At 49.1% G+C, this 16,821-nt stretch carries 18 protein-coding genes; 13 read left to right on the top strand and 5 right to left on the bottom strand.

The genetic code is table 11. The annotated features are described in order from the left end of the window. The first annotated feature begins 14 nt into the window (after positions 1 to 14). Genes CWE06_RS03685 through sixA form a run of 3 tightly spaced genes read left to right on the top strand, consistent with a single transcriptional unit; the run spans position 15 to position 1,275 of the window. Complete coding sequence (locus tag CWE06_RS03685) at positions 15 to 452, top strand: type II toxin-antitoxin system RatA family toxin (protein ID WP_126791257.1); 438 nt, start codon at positions 15 to 17, stop codon at positions 450 to 452. Then, positions 445 to 792, top strand: coding sequence for an RnfH family protein (locus CWE06_RS03680; protein WP_126791255.1), 348 nt, complete (start codon positions 445 to 447; stop codon positions 790 to 792). The genes CWE06_RS03685 and CWE06_RS03680 overlap by 8 nt, the downstream gene beginning before the upstream one ends. Continuing rightward, positions 793 to 1,275, top strand: coding sequence for a phosphohistidine phosphatase SixA (sixA, locus tag CWE06_RS03675; protein WP_126791253.1), 483 nt, complete (start codon positions 793 to 795; stop codon positions 1,273 to 1,275). Between the two features lie 96 nt (positions 1,276 to 1,371). On the opposite strand, the gene smrB is transcribed toward sixA, so the two are convergent. Continuing rightward, positions 1,372 to 1,938, bottom strand: coding sequence for an endonuclease SmrB (gene smrB / locus CWE06_RS03670; RefSeq protein WP_126791251.1), 567 nt, complete (start codon positions 1,936 to 1,938; stop codon positions 1,372 to 1,374). Positions 1,939 to 2,057: 119 nt separating this feature from the next. Between smrB and prmB the strand changes: the two genes are divergently transcribed. From prmB to CWE06_RS03640, 6 genes are all read left to right on the top strand, one after another. Beyond that, entirely contained in the window at positions 2,058 to 2,993 is a 936-nt protein-coding gene (prmB, locus tag CWE06_RS03665; RefSeq protein WP_126791249.1) for a 50S ribosomal protein L3 N(5)-glutamine methyltransferase, read from the top strand. After that, positions 2,990 to 4,075 carry a chorismate synthase gene (gene aroC, locus CWE06_RS03660; protein ID WP_126791247.1) on the top strand — a complete coding sequence of 362 codons (1,086 nt, stop codon included), beginning with the start codon at positions 2,990 to 2,992 and terminating at the stop codon, positions 4,073 to 4,075. Before prmB ends, aroC begins: the two co-directional genes overlap by 4 nt. Positions 4,076 to 4,129: 54 nt before the next feature. After that, complete coding sequence (locus CWE06_RS03655) at positions 4,130 to 5,296, top strand: MFS transporter (RefSeq protein ID WP_126791246.1); 1,167 nt, start codon at positions 4,130 to 4,132, stop codon at positions 5,294 to 5,296. 87 nt (positions 5,297 to 5,383) lie between these two features. Continuing rightward, positions 5,384 to 8,245 (top strand): S9 family peptidase, encoded by a 2,862-nt coding sequence (locus CWE06_RS03650; protein WP_241972459.1) that lies wholly within the window; start codon positions 5,384 to 5,386, stop codon positions 8,243 to 8,245. A gap of 5 nt (positions 8,246 to 8,250) precedes the next feature. Next, complete coding sequence (locus CWE06_RS03645) at positions 8,251 to 8,895, top strand: elongation factor P hydroxylase (protein ID WP_126791244.1); 645 nt, start codon at positions 8,251 to 8,253, stop codon at positions 8,893 to 8,895. Continuing rightward, the gene (locus tag CWE06_RS03640; RefSeq protein ID WP_126791242.1) at positions 8,892 to 10,052 is read left to right on the top strand and encodes an ATP-NAD kinase family protein; all 1,161 of its coding nucleotides are present in this window, start codon (positions 8,892 to 8,894) and stop codon (positions 10,050 to 10,052) included. The genes CWE06_RS03645 and CWE06_RS03640 overlap by 4 nt, the downstream gene beginning before the upstream one ends. 26 nt (positions 10,053 to 10,078) lie before the next feature. Here the strand turns inward: CWE06_RS03640 and CWE06_RS03635 are convergent, their stop codons facing one another. Next, entirely contained in the window at positions 10,079 to 10,399 is a 321-nt protein-coding gene (locus CWE06_RS03635; protein ID WP_126791240.1) for a 2Fe-2S iron-sulfur cluster-binding protein, read from the bottom strand. A 100-nt stretch (positions 10,400 to 10,499) separates the two neighbouring features. Between CWE06_RS03635 and gpt the strand changes: the two genes are divergently transcribed. Then, positions 10,500 to 10,985, top strand: coding sequence for a xanthine phosphoribosyltransferase (gene gpt, locus CWE06_RS03630; protein ID WP_126791239.1), 486 nt, complete (start codon positions 10,500 to 10,502; stop codon positions 10,983 to 10,985). Positions 10,986 to 11,099: 114 nt separating this feature from the next. On the opposite strand, the gene CWE06_RS03625 is transcribed toward gpt, so the two are convergent. Together CWE06_RS03625 and tsaA are read right to left on the bottom strand one after the other, a co-directional pair. Beyond that, positions 11,100 to 12,821, bottom strand: coding sequence for a proline--tRNA ligase (locus CWE06_RS03625; protein ID WP_126791237.1), 1,722 nt, complete (start codon positions 12,819 to 12,821; stop codon positions 11,100 to 11,102). 84 nt (positions 12,822 to 12,905) lie between these two features. Further along, positions 12,906 to 13,625: a tRNA (N6-threonylcarbamoyladenosine(37)-N6)-methyltransferase TrmO gene (gene tsaA, locus CWE06_RS03620; protein WP_126791235.1), complete on the bottom strand. Its 720-nt coding sequence runs from the start codon at positions 13,623 to 13,625 to the stop codon at positions 12,906 to 12,908. A gap of 195 nt (positions 13,626 to 13,820) precedes the next feature. On the opposite strand from tsaA, the gene CWE06_RS03615 reads away from it, so the two are divergent. Next, positions 13,821 to 14,447 carry a DUF4097 family beta strand repeat-containing protein gene (locus CWE06_RS03615; RefSeq protein WP_126791233.1) on the top strand — a complete coding sequence of 209 codons (627 nt, stop codon included), beginning with the start codon at positions 13,821 to 13,823 and terminating at the stop codon, positions 14,445 to 14,447. A gap of 129 nt (positions 14,448 to 14,576) precedes the next feature. Here the strand turns inward: CWE06_RS03615 and CWE06_RS03610 are convergent, their stop codons facing one another. Further along, positions 14,577 to 14,987 (bottom strand): H-NS family histone-like protein, encoded by a 411-nt coding sequence (locus CWE06_RS03610; RefSeq protein WP_126791231.1) that lies wholly within the window; start codon positions 14,985 to 14,987, stop codon positions 14,577 to 14,579. 283 nt (positions 14,988 to 15,270) lie between these two features. Between CWE06_RS03610 and CWE06_RS03605 the strand changes: the two genes are divergently transcribed. Together CWE06_RS03605 and CWE06_RS03600 are read left to right on the top strand one after the other, a co-directional pair. Continuing rightward, positions 15,271 to 16,242 carry a hypothetical protein gene (locus CWE06_RS03605; protein ID WP_126791229.1) on the top strand — a complete coding sequence of 324 codons (972 nt, stop codon included), beginning with the start codon at positions 15,271 to 15,273 and terminating at the stop codon, positions 16,240 to 16,242. Then, complete coding sequence (locus CWE06_RS03600; RefSeq protein WP_157981121.1) at positions 16,239 to 16,778, top strand: NUDIX hydrolase; 540 nt, start codon at positions 16,239 to 16,241, stop codon at positions 16,776 to 16,778. The genes CWE06_RS03605 and CWE06_RS03600 overlap by 4 nt, the downstream gene beginning before the upstream one ends. Positions 16,779 to 16,821 lie beyond the last annotated feature (43 nt).

Genomic DNA, 16,821 nt, shown 5'->3' with positions numbered 1-16,821 from the left:
AAGTAGGTAACTGGATGCCACAAATTGAACGCAGCGCCTTGGTGCCTTATAGCTGCCGTCAAATGTATGAGCTTGTAAACGACGTTGCTGCTTATCCGGAATTTGTGCCGGGCTGTGTGGCGGCGCGTATTTTGGAAGAAAGCGAGTCGAGCATGGTCGCCGAACTGTCAATTAGTAAGGCAGGCATTCGCCATGCGTTTACCACCCGAAATACCTTCGTGAATGAGCACGCAATTGCCATGGAATTGGTGCAAGGACCGTTTCGGCACTTACGCGGCGGCTGGGAATTCAAGCCTCTAAACGCCGAAGCATGTAAAGTGGTTTTGCGCTTAGACTTCGAATTCTCGAGTAAAATGTTGCAGTTTGCCTTCGGTAAAGTCTTCAACGAAGTCACCACACGTATGGTGGACGCATTTGCTGCGCGAGCACGACAGGTTTATGGCCATGGCTGAACGTTTAATTAGTATTGAAGTGGTGTATGGCACACCGGAAAAGCAGAAGATCATTCCAGTTTCGGTGATCGAAGGTACGACGGTTGCAGATGCGATTATCCAGTCGGGAATTCAGGTTTATTTTCCAGAGATTGATCTACAAACCAATGCGGTAGGTATTTGGAATAAGACCTGCAAACCGACCGATACGGTACGGCAAGGGGATCGCATCGAAATCTATCGCCCCTTGATTGCCGATCCAAAAGAAATCCGTCGTCGTCGCGCTGAACAAGCGAAAGAAGATGGACGGGCAGACAAAGTCACCGGTGGTCGACCTGATCGACAGCGGAGTCAGAAGTAAATGAAATTGTATGTAATGCGTCATGGTGAAGCTTGTTCACCCACACTGTGTGCCGGTGTTGTGCAACCTGATCAAGAGCGTGAACTCACGGCCCACGGTCACGAGGAAGCGAAAACCGCAGGCGAATGGTTAGCAAGCCAAGTCGAGAAAATTGACTTAGTTATTGTCAGCCCTTACGTGCGTGCCCAACAAACCTGGCATGAAGTCGCTCAACATGTTGCCGCTGAAGTGATTGAAACATCCAGTGAAATCACGCCTGAAGGTGATGCAGAGTTATTTGCGAGCTCATTGTTGGCACGATTACAGATCGAACCCGCTGAGCACGTCTTGCTCGTTTCCCACATGCCATTTGTTTGTTATCTCACGGCGTACCTTGACCGCACGGTGCAGCCACCGCTATTTCCTACTGCAGGGATTGCGCAACTTGACCTAGAACCTTTAGCAATGCAGGGATTCTGGCAAGGCATGCATTGCCAAGACTAGTCGACGCAGTGAGGGTCTTGTGGCGTTTAAGTTTGGGCGCTTAAGTTTGGGCGCTTAAGTTTGGACGCTTAAACCGTCGGCCTTCACTGGCAGCTGCTAGTTTTCAGTGACACGCAGTAACACTAACAAAGCGCCTTGCCCGCCCCACTCAAGTGGCGCTTGATGGAATGCACGTATCGCCGGATGCTGAGTGAGCCAAGCTGGTACTTGTTGGCGTAAAATGCCATGCCCAATACCATGTACAACACACAAACAGGCTATGTTTTCCGCAACGCATGCGGCAATTGCAGCGGCAAGCTCTAAGCGCGCATTGGCCTTGGTGTAACCGTGCAAATCCAAAATCATTTCCGGGTCAAAATCGCCGCGGCGCAAGCGTTTAGCCAAATAGGGCTCGTCGCCTGTCGCCACCCATTGCATGGTCCCTGTTGGTAAATTGGGCTGAAAGTGATCAGAGAATGGATCTGTGGCTTGCACCCGCTGGAGGGTTTTCTCGTGGCGTTGCTGAAAAACTCGTTTAGCTTTTAGCTTCGGGGCCGGCGGTGGTATTTCGTCTTGTTGCAATGGCGTCGCACCGGCAACTGCCGCTTGGAATAATGCCAACTCTTCGGCACTTAGCTGCTCTGGGGCTTTCGTGTCCGCCGGAGCCTTAGGTTTTTTCGCCATTGCAGATAAATCCTTACAGTTTTCTGTGCTTCTTTCTATTCTTGGTCGCCCTATGATACAAAATCATGCGTATAATAGGCAGTTATACAATACAAAACGTTTAGTTTGGAGAGTAAAACGTGACTCATGAATATGCCCAACTTACCGACGATCTTCTAACGATTGCTGACTGGCAGCGCTACATTGCGTCGACCTTGCATGGTGCAGATGTCTATTTTGGTCACGGTGCAGCGAATGGCTGGGAAGAAGCCAATCTACTACTCTCCGCAATCACTTCGATGTCGTTTCCAGAGCTGTATGAATTCCGTGATTGCCGCTTAACCTATGACGAAAAAGTGCAACTTGCGGCATTAGTCAACCGGCGCATTCGCGACAAGGTACCAGCTGCCTACCTCGTCCACAAAGCGTGGTTTTGCGACCTACCTTTTTACGTCGACGAGCGTGTGTTAGTCCCACGTTCACCGATTGCGGAACTTATCGAGAAACAATTTCAGCCGTGGCTGACCCATGAACCCGAGCGTATCTTAGACTTATGCACCGGCTCAGGCTGTATCGCCATCGCTTGTGCCTATGCATTTGCAGAAGCCGAAGTCGATGCCGTCGATATTAGTCTCGATGCATTGGCTGTGGCGCGCATGAATATCGAGGAACATGGTTTAAGTCATCGAGTTGAAGCAATAGAGTCCGACGGCTTTAACGCGTTAGAAGGCCGTTTATATGACTTGATTGTGACCAATCCACCGTACGTTGATGCGGAAGATATGGCCGATCTGCCAGACGAATATCATCACGAGCCAGAATTAGGACTAGCGGCAGGTCTAGATGGTTTGGACTTAGTCCGTCGTATTCTGCTCGACGCACCTGCGCACATGACCCCTGGCGCCTTACTTATCTGTGAAGTGGGTAATAGTATGGTGCACATGGATGAACAATGGCCGGATGTCCCGTTCATGTGGATCGAGTTTGAACGCGGTGGCGATGGTGTCTTTATGATTTCGCGCGAACAATTACTCGACCACGCTGAAACCATTCGCTCTGGAGGACGTTACGCATGAGTGCAAATACCTTTGGCGAACTATTTCGAGTCACGACGTTTGGCGAGAGCCATGGTCCTGCATTAGGGGCTATTATTGATGGTTGCCCACCGGGTTTAGCGATTGACGAGGCATTCATTCAAGCTGAGCTTGATCGCCGCAAGCCGGGCGCTAATCGTTACACTACACCGCGCCGAGAAGCTGACGAAGTGAAAATTTTGTCCGGTGTATTTGAAGGTAAGACAACCGGAACACCGATCGGGTTGGTGATTGAAAACACGGATCAGCGCAGCAAAGATTACTCAGACATCAAAGATTTATTCCGTCCTGGTCATGCGGACTACACCTACGCGCATAAATACGGTTTTCGCGATTATCGTGGTGGTGGTCGCTCGTCCGCACGGGAAACGGCAATGCGTGTTGCGGCCGGTGCAATTGCCAAGCAATTATTAGCCCAAATGGGCATAACTGTGCGTGCGGCAATGACCCAAATGGGTGCCATTCACGCCGAGCAATATGATTGGACTCAAGTCTACGAGAATCCATTTTTCTTTCCAGATCCTGCTCGCCTCGATGATCTCGACGCTCTCATTCGTCAATTGAAAAAAGAGGGTGACTCGATTGGTGCGCGTATTCGCGTGGAGGCCATTGGCGTGCCTGCGGGGCTTGGTGAACCAGTATTTGATCGCCTCGACGCGGATTTAGCGAAAGCTTTGATGTCAATTAACGCAGTAAAAGCAGTGAGCATTGGCGATGGCTTTGCGGTGGTTGAACAACGAGGTTCAGAACATCGTGATGAGATGACACCGACTGGATTTAGCTCAAATCACGCCGGTGGTGTTTTAGGCGGTATTAGCAGCGGTCAAACGGTCGTTGCTGAAATTGCTCTGAAACCGACGTCCAGCATTAAGAAGCCAGGGCAAACCATTGACGTTCACGGCCAAGCACAAACAATCAGCACGCATGGTCGGCACGATCCGTGTGTCGGTATTCGTGCCGTACCGATCGCCGAGGCGATGATGGCATTAGTTTTAATTGATCATATTTTACGTCAACGTGCCCAAAATGGTGCCGTTTCACATCAATTCCCAATTTTAAAATAGCGTGGCGGGTAGGCTGCGCTGCCCAGCCTATCTCCCATAAAAAGGACGTCAGCAATGACCGATACAACGGCTGCCTTTAAGCGCCAATGCCGGCGCTTGAGTTGGTCTTATTTTGGCTATTTTGCCGTGCTCGCATTGATGGTGCCGTATCTTGGGGTTTACCTCGATGCGCTTGGCTTTGAATCACGACAAATTGGTGAGCTGATTGCCATTTCGACCTTGTGTCGAATTATAGGCCCACCGGTTTGGGCGAGTGTCGGCGATCGCCTTGGTCGCTTGTTGCCACTAATCCGCGCAGGGGTTGTTGCTTCGTTGGTGCTTTTGTTGGCGCTAACACAGCTGGAAAGTTATACCAGTGTGGCACTCATGCTCGGGTTGATCAGCTTCTTTTGGTCGGCAATTTTACCCCAACTCGAAGTCGTGACGCTCGGCTCACTTGGCGCCCAACAGCACTTGTATAGCCGGATTCGCATGGGTGGTTCGATAGGCTTTATCATCGTCGCCTTGATCACCGCTGAAATCCTCGCTTGGGGCGGCAAACAAAGCTTTCCGCTGGTCGCCGCGGTGCTGCTATTACCGCTCTTAATTGCCGTCAGTTTATTACAAGAACCAAGCAGCCATACGGCCAGTCACGGCGACATTGACGAAGAAAAGTTCTGGCGACGTGTGCGGCGGCGACCGTTCGTCATGTTTATGCTCTCAACCTTGCTACTACAAATCAGTTTCGCTCCGTTTTATGCCTTTTTCGCCTTATATTTAAACCAACTTGGCTATGCGCCAATGGCGGTAGGTGGGTTAATTGCGCTTGGAGTTGCCGCTGAAGTGGTAATGTTTATGGTGGCTGGCCGCACCGTAGTTCGCTACCCAGTGCGTTATTTACTGATGTTCTGTTTAGCTGTGACTGCCATTCGCTGGGCGCTGCTTGCCCAGTTTGCCGGATCATTACTATGGTTGGTTGGTATTCAACTGATTCATGCCTTTAGCTTCGCCCTTCATCACAGCGCCGCCATGCGTTTTGTCCATCGGTATTTCCCCGCTGCACAACACAGCCGTGGCCAAGCAATTTATGTCAGTATTTGCTTCGGTGGTGGCGGTGCCCTTGGCGCTTGGTTAGCCGGTTTAACTTGGCAGCAGGGGGCTGGTGCGGAAACCACGTTTATGTTTGCGGCATTCGCCACTTTGCTTGGATTCTTTGCGGCTGCGGCCATTCCGCGAGATTAACGTGCCGACCGCTGCGATTAAGGGGCTAGAGCATTCACTTCGATTTGGCGATAATCATTCTAAATCAAACAAAAAGTGAGGACACTCATGCAGCACATGTTTACTCGACACATGCTTAACCGACTGCGCCATCGTTGGTTGCCGGTTGTCATGATCGTCGCGCTGTTGCCATTCGGCATGCAGACTAGTGATGCTCAGGCACAGAACCGTTCAGCAACGACACAACCGCGGGCGTTGGAACTAACCGACATTATGCAGTTCCGCGAGATTCAACAGCAAGTTACCACCGATGACCTCAGTGTCATCGCCTTTTCTGCCAACCCAGACTATGGCGATCGTGAAGGTCAAGTCGTGCGTACTAACGACGGAACTATCTATCTTGTCGAGCGAGGGATGCGTCCACAGCTTTCTAGTGATGGCCGTTTTGCGGTGTTTTTGCAAGAGCCACCGTTACTTGAGCGCGAACGCGCAACGAGTCGGGAAGAGCGCCGTAAGTTGGTTCAAAATGCCGTTTTAGTGGACGTGACGAGTGGTGAGCAGGAAGTATTCAGTCACGCTCAAGCGACCGGTTTTGCCGCAGACGGACAGTTTTTCTATGTGCTACACAACGACACTTACGCAAAAGAGAACGGCAGTGAACATGGTTCTTTGTTGCGTTTGATTGATTTGAATTCAAGTGAGCAAACGTTGATTCATAATGTTGTCGACATTGTCGCTGCTAGCGAAGGTCATCGTTTAGCACTGCACCTTGTGCGGGAACTTGCGAATACCGAATCGACGGGCAGCGAGGCAACTAGCGAAGAGAAGAAGCCTGCAACTGAGCATGCTGTTGTGGTCTATAACCTTGCCAATCATAGTGGCAGCACCTTACTGCAAACAGCAAACAAAGTGGCTAGCAAACTGACTTTTGCACCAAATGGCCAAGCCTTGGCATTCTTGGTTGCCGACAGCGACAGTAATTTACGCGAAACACCGCAAACACTGTGGTTGTGGCAAGCGGGTGGCGGTGCTGAAGCGGTTAACACAGACCGCCCCAATATGATTTTGTCGGAGCATAGTCCAATTCGTTGGAGCGACGACAATGCGCGATTGTTCATTGGCCACCGGCCAACACCAGCGGTGAAAGCAGAGTCACGCCCACAGCCAGAAAGCATGGCTGATCTGTACGACCTTGATCGCTTATTAGTTGATCGCCGACTGCAAGTTTGGCACGGTGATGACGGCATGATTATGCCACAGCAGCGGCAAACCCATAGCCAACGTCAACGCGCGACGGCGACCTCGGTGTTGCACCTAAATGAGCGCACATTAGTAGCGCTTAGCGACAATGTGAATGAAAACGTCATGATCAGTGACAACCCTCATGCAGTGATGGTGTCAAACCAAGAGCCACACTTGCGGGACCGAACTTGGGACGGTTTTTATCACGATTTATATTATGTTGATTTACGCAGCGGTGAACGTCAGCGTGTTGCTGAACGTTTAACGTCGAGTCAGCGCGGCCTAATTTCTCCGGACGGTCAATACGTTGTCTTTATGGCTGATAGCCAAGTGCAATTGTTCACTGCAGCCAATGGGCAGGTAACAACATTAGCAACCGACGTTGCGGTGTCATGGGTTGACGAAGAGAATGATCGTCCTGCTGAGCCAAGCCCTTATGGCTTTGCCGGCTGGTTGGCTCATAGCAGCGGTTTCTGGATTTATGACCGCTTCGATATTTGGCAGGTGACGGTTGATAACGTTGCAACTAACTTAACTCGAGTGGGTCGTGACCAGAATCAACAATTCCGCGTTGCGATGTTTACCGAGCAGCGTCACATTGACGCGACACAGCCGGTTTTGGTGCGGATGTACCACGAGCAGTTAAAACACTCGGGTTTCTATCAGCTCGAAGTGCAAAGCTCACAACTGAATCAGGGACAACAGGCGTTATTAGTACCACTGCTCGAAGATCAGAAAACCTATTCCCTTGTTGCGCATAGCGATGACCATCAACGTTTGCTCTTTACCGAGCAAGACTTCCGTCAATTCCCAGACTTGTGGATTGCACCGCGCGACTTCTCGACTCGCCAGCGCCTCACCGATGTGAACCCGCAACGGGACGAATTCATTTGGGGCCATGCGGAACTCGTCGAGTGGGAATCTACCCGTGGTGAACCATTGCAAGGAGTGCTAATTAAGCCGGACAACTACGATCCAAACAAACGCTACCCGGTGATGGTCTATTTTTATGAGAAGTTCTCACAGCGCCTGTACCAGTGGAATCAAATGCGTGTGAACCATCGCCCTAATTTCCCATTCTACTTGGGTCAGGATTATGTGGTGTTCCTGCCGGACGTACATTTCCGAATTGGTGCTCCAGGTCCCAGTGCGACTGAATCACTCGTACCTGCGATTGAGAAGATTATCGAGATGGGCGTAGCAGAGCCGAATGCGATTGGTTTGCATGGCCACAGTTGGTCGGGATATCAAGCCGCTTTCTTAGTCGCAGAAACCGATATCTTCACGGCTGTGGTTTCGGGTGCGCCAGTCTCCAACATGACCAGTGCTTATAGCGGTATTCGTTGGGGCACAGGGTTAGCTCGCCAGTTCCAATACGAAACTGGGCAAAGCCGCATTGGTGAGAGCATGTTTGACAACCTCGAACCGTATCTTTTGAATTCACCGGTGTTTGTTGCTGACCGCATCAATACACCGATGTTAATTCAGTTTGGTGACAAAGATGAAGCGGTTCCATGGGAGCAGGGAATCGAGTATTATTTAGCCCTGCGCCGCTTAGACAAGCCTGTGGTCATGCTGCAGTACGAAGGCGAGCCACATCACTTGCAGCGGTTCGCAAATAAGATCGACTACAGCATTAAAATGCTCGAGTTTTTTGACCACTTCTTAAAAGGCGCCCCAGCACCAAGTTGGTGGCAAGAAGGACTAGAGTATCAACACTATGAGTAAAGGTTATGGTTGCCGCTGAAGCAACGGTAGCAGCAACTTCAACAACTCAAACGGTACAGGCGGATCAATTGATCCGCCTGTTTAATAGTGAGTTTCAGCAAAGCGAGCAAACCGTCCTTGTTGACGGTCAGCGCGCTGGCTTTGCTGAACCCATTTATCTGCCTGCAAGCCACTCACGACACGGTAACTATCCGTATCATCGGATCATCTTTGCACATGGATTTGCCCGCTCAGCATTGCACGAAATTGCCCATTGGTGCGTCGCCGGTAAGGTTCGCCGTCAACTGCTCGATTTTGGTTACTGGTATGCGCCTGACGGCCGTAGTTCGGAGCAACAGGCTGCCTTTGAAGCCGTCGAAATTACGCCGCAAGCAGTGGAATGGTTGCTTAGTCTTGCGGCTGGCATCAACTTTGAAATCAGCGTTGATAATCTTGCCGGCGATGAGCCACCCAATCGATTACAGTTTGCTGAGCAAGTTTTGGCAAGAGCTATATTGCGCAGCGAACAGGGTTGGCCGCCGCGAGCGTGGCGCTTTGCTCAGCGTTTAGCGGTATATTATCGCCAGCCATTGCCGGATACCGCATTGTTTAAATTAGCTGGCGCGGCTATGATCCGCCGCGAATTATCTCGGTTACAGGAGTTATCATGACCACCACTGTTTATACCTTAGCGCTCGTCATTAACCCGTATGCAGGGATTGGTGGTGCAGTTGCGTTAAAAGGCAGTGATGGAGCTGAAACCCGTCAACAAGCCTTAGCACGCGGCGCCGTTCCGAAAGCGAATCAACGCGTCGCTGAAGCCTTAACGCTGCTGCAGCCCTATCGAGAGCAAGTTCGCTTTGTGACTGCGAGCGGTGCGATGGGGGCCGACTTGCTGACCGCCTTAGGATTTGAACACGAGGTTCTGTATCGTGCGCCGCATAGCCAAACCGAAGCAGACGATACGGAGCGTGCGGTACAATCGTTACTGACTGCACAACCGGATTTATTGATCTTTGCGGGTGGTGACGGCACCGCTAGGGACGTATACCGCGCCTTGAATAGCCCAGCTGGGCAACCAGATTTGCCTGTTTTAGGAATTCCTGCCGGGGTTAAAATTCATTCTGGCGTGTATGCAATTACGCCGGTCGCTGCCGGTAAAGTCCTCGAACAATTAGTGACCGGTCAGCTGACGACGTTACGGGCAGCAGATGTCATGGACATTGACGAAACTGCTTTTCGGGCCGGTACGGTTCGAGCTCGGCGGTATGGTGAAATGCAAGTCCCTGGGGAGCTTGAGTATTTACAAGCGGTAAAAATTGGTGGCAAAGAGTCAGATGAACTAGTTCTTGCGGATATCGCCGCAGACGTGATTGAAAGCATGGAAGACGATGCTTGGTATATTATGGGCTCGGGTTCGACTGTAGAGTTTATTATGCAGGAGCTAGGGCTTCCGAACACGCTACTAGGTGTCGATTTAATTCGCAATCAGTCGGTGGTGGCGAGTGATGTCACTGGTGCAGAATTGGAGCAATGGGTTGCCCAAGCACAAGCGCAAGAACAACCTGTCTATCTGGTGTTGACTCTAATTGGCGGTCAAGGTCATGTGTTTGGTCGTGGTAACCAACAGCTGACACCTGCGGTTATTCGTGCGGTTGGCCGTGAGCGATTTGTCGTTGTGGCGAGTAAAAGTAAACTCCAACAACTGAACGGACGACCGTTACGAGTGGACACCGGTGATGCCAAACTTGATCAAGAGTTAAGTGGTTTTATTCCAGTCGTGACGGGTTATCACGACCGGACATTAATGGCGATAACGGCAATTTAATCGTTGCGGTTATTTGCCTGTGAGGGTTAAAACTGACTCACCGGTAAATGGACAACGATGCCGTCAAGCTCTTCGGTCATTTCAATCTGACAACTCAGGCGGCTGTTGTCCTGCGGATCGCGGGCGACGTCTAACATGCTCTCCTCAATGTCACCAACCGCTGGTAGCTTGTCGAACCATTCCGGGGCAACGTAAACGTGGCAGGTAGCACAGGACATGACGCCGCCACACTCACCAATAATGCCATCGATACCTTGGTCAGTCGCGGCTTCCATAAGGTTCTGACCGATTTCAACCTCTATCTCGTATTGACCACCTTTACTATCGATAATTATTGCGGTTGGCATATTATTTTTTTCCTATTTGTTTCCAATCAAAAATTAGCACTGGCTTAGTGTTATACTCAGTTGCAATCAAGAATTGAATGCTAGCATAAAAGGAGCACGCATGGGATTGCACGATCATCAGGAATACTTTGTTTCATGGGAAGAGTTGCACCGTGCGACTCGCGAATTAGCGCGTCGACAGTTACCGGCTGAGCAGTGGCGGGGCATCATCGCAGTCAGTCGCGGTGGTTTAGTTCCTGCAGCAATCATTGCCCGTGAACTCAACATTCGCCTCGTCGAAAGTGCTTGTGTGCGCAGTTACGCCCATCAAGAACAATCGGCAGAGCCTGAACTCTTGAATGAATTAACTGCGACCAAAGACGGCGAAGGCTTTTTGGTGATTGATGATCTGGTGGATACCGGCAACACCTTGCGCTTTTTACGCAAACGCTTACCGAAGGCTAAGTTCATTACTGTTTATGCTAAGCCAGAAGGTATGCCATTAGTTGACGAGTACGAAGGCGAAGTAGAGCAAGCAACGTGGATTCATTTTCCTTGGGACATGCATTTGCATTATGTCGACCCGCTCGCTGGTGAAGACCGCTAACTGGCAGAACTCTAGTTCTAGAAGCATGAAGTGAAACATAAAAAAGCGAGCCGAGAGGTGTTCTCTGGCTCGCTTTTTGTTTTCAGATAAGACTTACTCGATTTTCGATTCTATCTAAGCAAGATTCCGCACAAAAGAGACAACGTCGGCAATCGCCAATTTATCTTTTTCACCAGTGCGGCGGTTTTTATATTCAACCGCTTGCTCGTCAAGGTTCCGCTCGCCGATCACGATGGTATGCGGAATACCAATGAGTTCCATGTCAGCAAACATCACACCTGGACGTTCTTTACGATCGTCAAAGAGTACTTCAATGCCTGCTGCTTTCAAGTCAGCGTACAGTTTTTCAGTGACTTCTTGTACGCGGGCAGACTTATGCATATTCATTGGCAGCAATACGACTTGATACGGTGCCATCGCAGCTGGCCAGATAATGCCGTTGTCGTCGTGGTTTTGTTCGATGGCTGCAGCGACAATGCGTGAAACACCAATACCATAACAACCCATGATAAGAGTCTGATGTTTGCCTTCTTCATTCAAAACGCCGACTTTCATGGCGTCACTATATTTGGTACCGAGTTGGAAGATATGACCGACTTCAATACCGCGAGCAATGCTCAGTGTTCCGTTACCGTCTGGGCTAGCGTCACCGGCTTTGACATTACGAATGTCAGCGATTTCGGTGTAATTCGCATCGCGGTTCCAGTTGATATTGAAGAAATGGAAACCGTCTTCGTTAGCGCCTGCGGCAAAGTCACTCATGACGGCAACGCTACGATCAACAATACATGGCATTGTCAAACCCACCGGACCGAGCGAACCTGGACCAGCGCCAATGGCAGCTCGGATTTCTTCGTCACTGGCAAACACTAACGGTGATGCAACTGCCGGGTGTTTTGCTGCCTTGATTTCGTTTAATTCATGGTCACCACGGACAAGTAAGGCCACCAATTTTGGTGCATTGGCTTCTTCGCTCGGTGCCGCGTGGACAATCAGTGTTTTGACTGTTTTCTCAATGACGACGTCAAATTGCTCGACCAATGCTTTAATTGTTTTCGCATCAGGGGTGGCAAGTTTGGTCATTTCTGCGGTCGCTGCGGCCGGCGCTTGAGCTGGCGCAACGGCTTCGGCTAACTCAACGTTCGCTGCGTAGTCTGAGCTATCAGAGAAGGCGATATCGTCTTCGCCAGAGCCTGCAAGCACGTGAAACTCGTGGGACATGCTGCCGCCAATTGAACCGGTGTCAGCTATGACTGGACGAAAATCCAGACCCAAACGGGTAAAAATATTGCAGTAGGCGGTGTACATCGCTTGATACGTTTCTTCCAAAGACTCTTGTGAGGTATGGAATGAGTACGCATCTTTCATAAGGAACTCGCGAGCTCGCATGACACCAAAGCGTGGACGAATTTCATCGCGGAATTTGGTTTGAATCTGGAACAAATTCATGGGCAGCTGTTTATAGCTACTAATTTCCTTGCGCACGAGTTCAGCGATAACTTCTTCGTGGGTCGGGCCGAGCACGAAGTCACGCATGTGACGGTCTTTAAGCCGCAATAACTCAGGACCGTAATCTTCCCAGCGACCTGATTCTTGCCAAAGATCGGCAGGCTGTACCATAGGCATTAAAATTTCGATGGCGCCGGCACGCTCCATTTCTTCGCGTACCACTTGCTCAACTTTCCGTAACACTTTTAAACCGGTCGGCGTCCAAGTGTAAAGGCCAGAAGCAACTTTACGAACCATGCCTGCACGCAGCATAAGCTGGTGGCTGATGACTTCCGCATCGGCTGGCGTTTCTTTTAATGTTCCTAGAAGGTACTGACTCGTCCGCATGTCATTTTTTCTCGCACAGATGGGGTGATAAATAAACGCGCATTCTAGCAGCCTGAGCGCAGGCAACAAAGTGTTTTACTTGCTTTAATCGACGCTAATACTAATTACCGTACTTGTCTGCTCTTGCACACGCCACTTAATATTAAACTCATACAAATGCATACCGTATTCTTTGTCCCAATTCTGTTCGCGTTGATAACCAGGACGCGGATCTTGCCCCAACACTTCGCAGATTAACTGGCGCAAATGCGGCACATGATGAGCACGCGTTAAACTTGCTTCCGCTGCCGCGCTGAATTCAATCCGCATATCGGTTGTTGGCCGATCGTCAGCAAAACCACCACGAGCGTCGGTAATGGCGTCGGCATAGGGTAAATACGGTTTAATGTCGACGATAGGTGTACCGTCGAGCAGATCAAGGCCTCTGACAATTAAGCGTGGAGTCGGTTGGAGTTGCACGTCGACTAATTCCACCACTGACAGACCAAGTGCATTCGGACGGAAGGTTGCTCGGGTCGCAAACACACCTTTGCGTGCATTGCCACCTAAACGTGGTGGGCGGACTAACGGTTTCCAGCCTTTATCGGCGGTCTCGTGAAAAACAAAGCTCAGCCACAGGTGGCTAAATTCCTCAATGCCACGCAGGCAGTCGGGATGATTGTAGGGGGCAACCAGTTCGAGTGTGCCAATCGCACTTTTAACTAAGCCAGGTTGGCGGGGAATGGCGAACTTTTGTCGATAAGGCGAGCGAATATAACCGACCGGCTCAATACGATAACTGTTTTCTGTGGGTGAATGGCTCACGACGAGTGCCTTCTGCAGAATGAACTGGCGAATTTGATGTATTTGACCATAATTTTGTCAGAATGACTACGCTACCCTTGCCGAGATAGCTTTATTATTTATTTAATATTCTTATAAAACAATACGTTAGTCGTTTTGGCCTGAACCTTGCTTTATTGATCTTAATTGCATGATGACAAAAGGGGAACAACAGCAATGAAAAAACTAGCAACGATAGTCACTTTAGGACTAACTTTGTTTCTATTTATGGCGCCATTGAGCTATGCGAATAACGGCAAAGTGACGCATACGTTTGATCTTGGTGGCATTGAAAATGTGGTGATCAATAATGCGGTCGGTGAAGTTACCTTGCGCACGAGTAGCTCGAATGAAGCAAAAGTTGAGGTGACCTTTGAAGTCAAAGGCCATGGCTTCTTTCGTCGTAAACCGGATGTTGATAATCTCGACATCGAAATTTGGCAACACAACAGCACACTGGCACTAAGTTTTAAAGAGAACAATGTGAATGCTGCTTGGGTAATTACCTTACCGGCTGTAACGAATATCGAAATTCAACAAGGTGTCGGTACGATTAACGCTGTAATTGGCGCGTCGCACTTGACGGTCGACTTAGGCGTTGGTGACATCAAAGTAACAGCACCTTTGGCTTCTATAGGAAAAGTCGATGTGAGTTCGGGCGTCGGCGCAGCGCGAATTTCAGGCAGTGATAAAGTTGAAACGCGGCGTCGCGTGGTGACCGAAAGTGCTGACTTACGCCTTGACGGTGAGTTTAATATTGATGCGACAGTCGGCGTTGGCGACGTGGAAGTACGTCTGCGTTAAACTTGGCCAAAACGAATAAATCGAATTACAGTATAAACAAATAAAAAAGAGCGAAGCAGATGAACTGTTTCGCTCTTTTTGATGTTTTCGACTCAGACGCTTTTAATTAAAGGGTCTAATTCAGGCGTATTAGATTTTAAAGCTGTCGAGGCTTTTACCTTGATCTAAAGCAGCTTGAATGACCTTTGGCGTGCGGCCTTGCCCGGTCCACGTTTTACGCTCTCCATTTGCGTCTGTGTAAGCATACTTCGGAGCGACAGGTGCACGCTTCTTGCGTGGTTTGCTAACAGTGCTTGTTGCTACGTCACCGCCAAAAAAGTCTTCAGGGCGTAAACCAGCTGCTTCGATTTGCTTGCGAATCCGTTCGACTTCTGCCAATTTTTCAGCTTGCTCAGCACGCTGTGCTTCTTCGTCGGCTTTACGTTGCTCAATGACACTGGCTAATTTTGTCGCCACATCTTCAAGTTCGACAGAAGTTAGGGTCTTAGTCGCTGCATTTAGGCGACGGGCATGGGTCAGAATATCGGTGAACTCTTTCATTGGGTATCCCGTTGTTTTAGTTGGATTGAATCTACTATTGATTTCTACAATTTCTGTAGAAGGAATCTGCCGAAATCCTTTATACTGCTCGATGTTTGTAAATCCATATTAACACTTCATTTAAATACGTTTAGCTGCATTTAATTGGATTGATCATAAACTAAAAAAATAAATGACGACAAGTTAATTTCAGTTATTTACATTGTTTTAATCCATGGCTTACAAGAATTATGAATCTCGCAACCATGGCTATTTGGTATTTGCATAATAATAAGGCACGTTTATGTTGCTAAAAGAAAAAGTGTACTTGTCTAATTGTGATTCAGTGCGAGCCTTGCCAGCAACCGAATTACAAAAGCGTTTCTTACTCGGCTTAACCATGGCTTCAGGTGTGGTACTTTCGCCGAATACAATTCTTGATAATCGAGAGATAGCGGCAATTCTGGCTAAACGGAATGTCCAAAAATACCTAAATGAAGAGGGTGCTGGTCGCCTCGTGATTCATGGATTCAATATTACCCAAGACATGAGCCTTGATGATTATTTTGATTCTTTGCCAGCTACTTATATTATTTCTAGCCTAGACGGTGCGCCGATGAAACGTGAACTTACGCAGATTCAAGTGCGTAGTTTTCGTCAACGCTTGCGCGATACTGAACTTGCACTGAGGGCGTTACAGCCGCAGTACAAAACAATTCAAGTTGCACCTGATAGTTTGCAGCATGCGATTTTTAACCGTTTAGCTGACCCGGAAGTATTTGCGCATTATTTTAAAGATGACGGCGAACGACAACTATTTATGCATCGGGCTTCTGGTACCTGCAGCCGCTCTGACTGGTATCATTTTGCCAATGATTATTTCGCGAATAACCAGCGTTTTGCGTCGACGACAGAAGAAGAGTTTCGGCTTGAAGTCATCGACCCAGAATACCACTCATTATTTGTTGAAGCAGGCGATGGTTTTTTACAAGACCGTATTAAACACTTAACCGAAATACCGCAGTCACTTCTCGATGCGGGTTTAACGATTAAAAGTTTACAACGCGAGCTAATGGTTTTAGCTATTCCATATAAATTATTTCAACTCGTCAGTGCGCTTGGGGCGGGGGAGTTAGCGCAGTTTATCTATTCGGAAACAATGAACTATGCCGAGACAAAACTTGTCGACAAAGGCTATGACGGATTCACGCGCAAAAATTGGTTTGGTTTGTATCCAAAATTGCGTCATTACATCGGATTGGAAATAAAGCAGTGACAACAAAAGTCGTCTATCAAAATAATTGGTTTCGCGTACTCAATAGCGGCCAGTGGTTTTTTGTCAAAGAAGAGAACTCAGACAACGGTGCTTTGGTTCTGTGCTACGTCGGTAACCGTTTAGTGTTAGTTAAGGTGCCAAGGCGTGCTCACGAGACAACGTTGCTAGAAGCTCCACGTGGCTACGGTGACCCAGGGGAAACTGCAGTGGCTGCAGCTGCACGCGAACTGTTTGAAGAAACCGGCTATCGCGTTAGCGAGAGCGACTTGCAAGCGCTGGGTCAAGTGAAACCCAACAGCGCAATTTTAATGACCAATGTGAATGTATTTCGATGTGTCCTGCCAGCAGACAGCCGACCCGAGCGTCAGCATGCCGAGCAGGTCGCCAAGGGTCAGGAAGGGTTTCAAGAAGTGGATAGTGTCGAGCTAATTGAACCTGCACAACTGACTCGCTTAATTGCAACCGGTCAGATTAGCTGCGGATTAACCCTTGCAGCCTTGATGTTAGCGGCAAGTGTTCCGGCGAAGAGTGAATAGCAAAGCAAAATGGCAGCCGAATTTAAAATTAAAAAAGCTCATT

The organism is Aliidiomarina haloalkalitolerans, assembly GCF_003987315.1.
In the GTDB taxonomy this organism is placed as follows: domain Bacteria; phylum Pseudomonadota; class Gammaproteobacteria; order Enterobacterales; family Alteromonadaceae; genus Aliidiomarina; species Aliidiomarina haloalkalitolerans.
Note: the sequence above shows the minus strand (reverse complement) of the source record. Positions and strands in the feature narration are given on the sequence as shown.

Excerpts from the sequence above, each read along its gene's own strand:
- sixA (WP_126791253.1), top strand. The coding sequence starts at position 793 with ATGAAATTGTATGTAATGCGTCATGGTGAAGCTTGTTCACCCACACTG.
- CWE06_RS03635 (WP_126791240.1), bottom strand. The coding sequence starts at position 10,399 with ATGCCAACCGCAATAATTATCGATAGTAAAGGTGGTCAATACGAGATA.
- CWE06_RS03680 (WP_126791255.1), top strand. The coding sequence starts at position 445 with ATGGCTGAACGTTTAATTAGTATTGAAGTGGTGTATGGCACACCGGAA.
- CWE06_RS03645 (WP_126791244.1), top strand. The coding sequence starts at position 8,251 with ATGGTTGCCGCTGAAGCAACGGTAGCAGCAACTTCAACAACTCAAACG.
- CWE06_RS03640 (WP_126791242.1), top strand. The coding sequence starts at position 8,892 with ATGACCACCACTGTTTATACCTTAGCGCTCGTCATTAACCCGTATGCA.
- gpt (WP_126791239.1), top strand. The coding sequence starts at position 10,500 with ATGGGATTGCACGATCATCAGGAATACTTTGTTTCATGGGAAGAGTTG.
- CWE06_RS03605 (WP_126791229.1), top strand. The coding sequence starts at position 15,271 with ATGTTGCTAAAAGAAAAAGTGTACTTGTCTAATTGTGATTCAGTGCGA.
- CWE06_RS03625 (WP_126791237.1), bottom strand. The coding sequence starts at position 12,821 with ATGCGGACGAGTCAGTACCTTCTAGGAACATTAAAAGAAACGCCAGCC.
- CWE06_RS03685 (WP_126791257.1), top strand. The coding sequence starts at position 15 with ATGCCACAAATTGAACGCAGCGCCTTGGTGCCTTATAGCTGCCGTCAA.
- CWE06_RS03650 (WP_241972459.1), top strand. The coding sequence starts at position 5,384 with ATGCAGCACATGTTTACTCGACACATGCTTAACCGACTGCGCCATCGT.
- CWE06_RS03610 (WP_126791231.1), bottom strand. The coding sequence starts at position 14,987 with ATGAAAGAGTTCACCGATATTCTGACCCATGCCCGTCGCCTAAATGCA.
- smrB (WP_126791251.1), bottom strand. The coding sequence starts at position 1,938 with ATGGCGAAAAAACCTAAGGCTCCGGCGGACACGAAAGCCCCAGAGCAG.
- CWE06_RS03615 (WP_126791233.1), top strand. The coding sequence starts at position 13,821 with ATGAAAAAACTAGCAACGATAGTCACTTTAGGACTAACTTTGTTTCTA.
- aroC (WP_126791247.1), top strand. The coding sequence starts at position 2,990 with ATGAGTGCAAATACCTTTGGCGAACTATTTCGAGTCACGACGTTTGGC.
- CWE06_RS03655 (WP_126791246.1), top strand. The coding sequence starts at position 4,130 with ATGACCGATACAACGGCTGCCTTTAAGCGCCAATGCCGGCGCTTGAGT.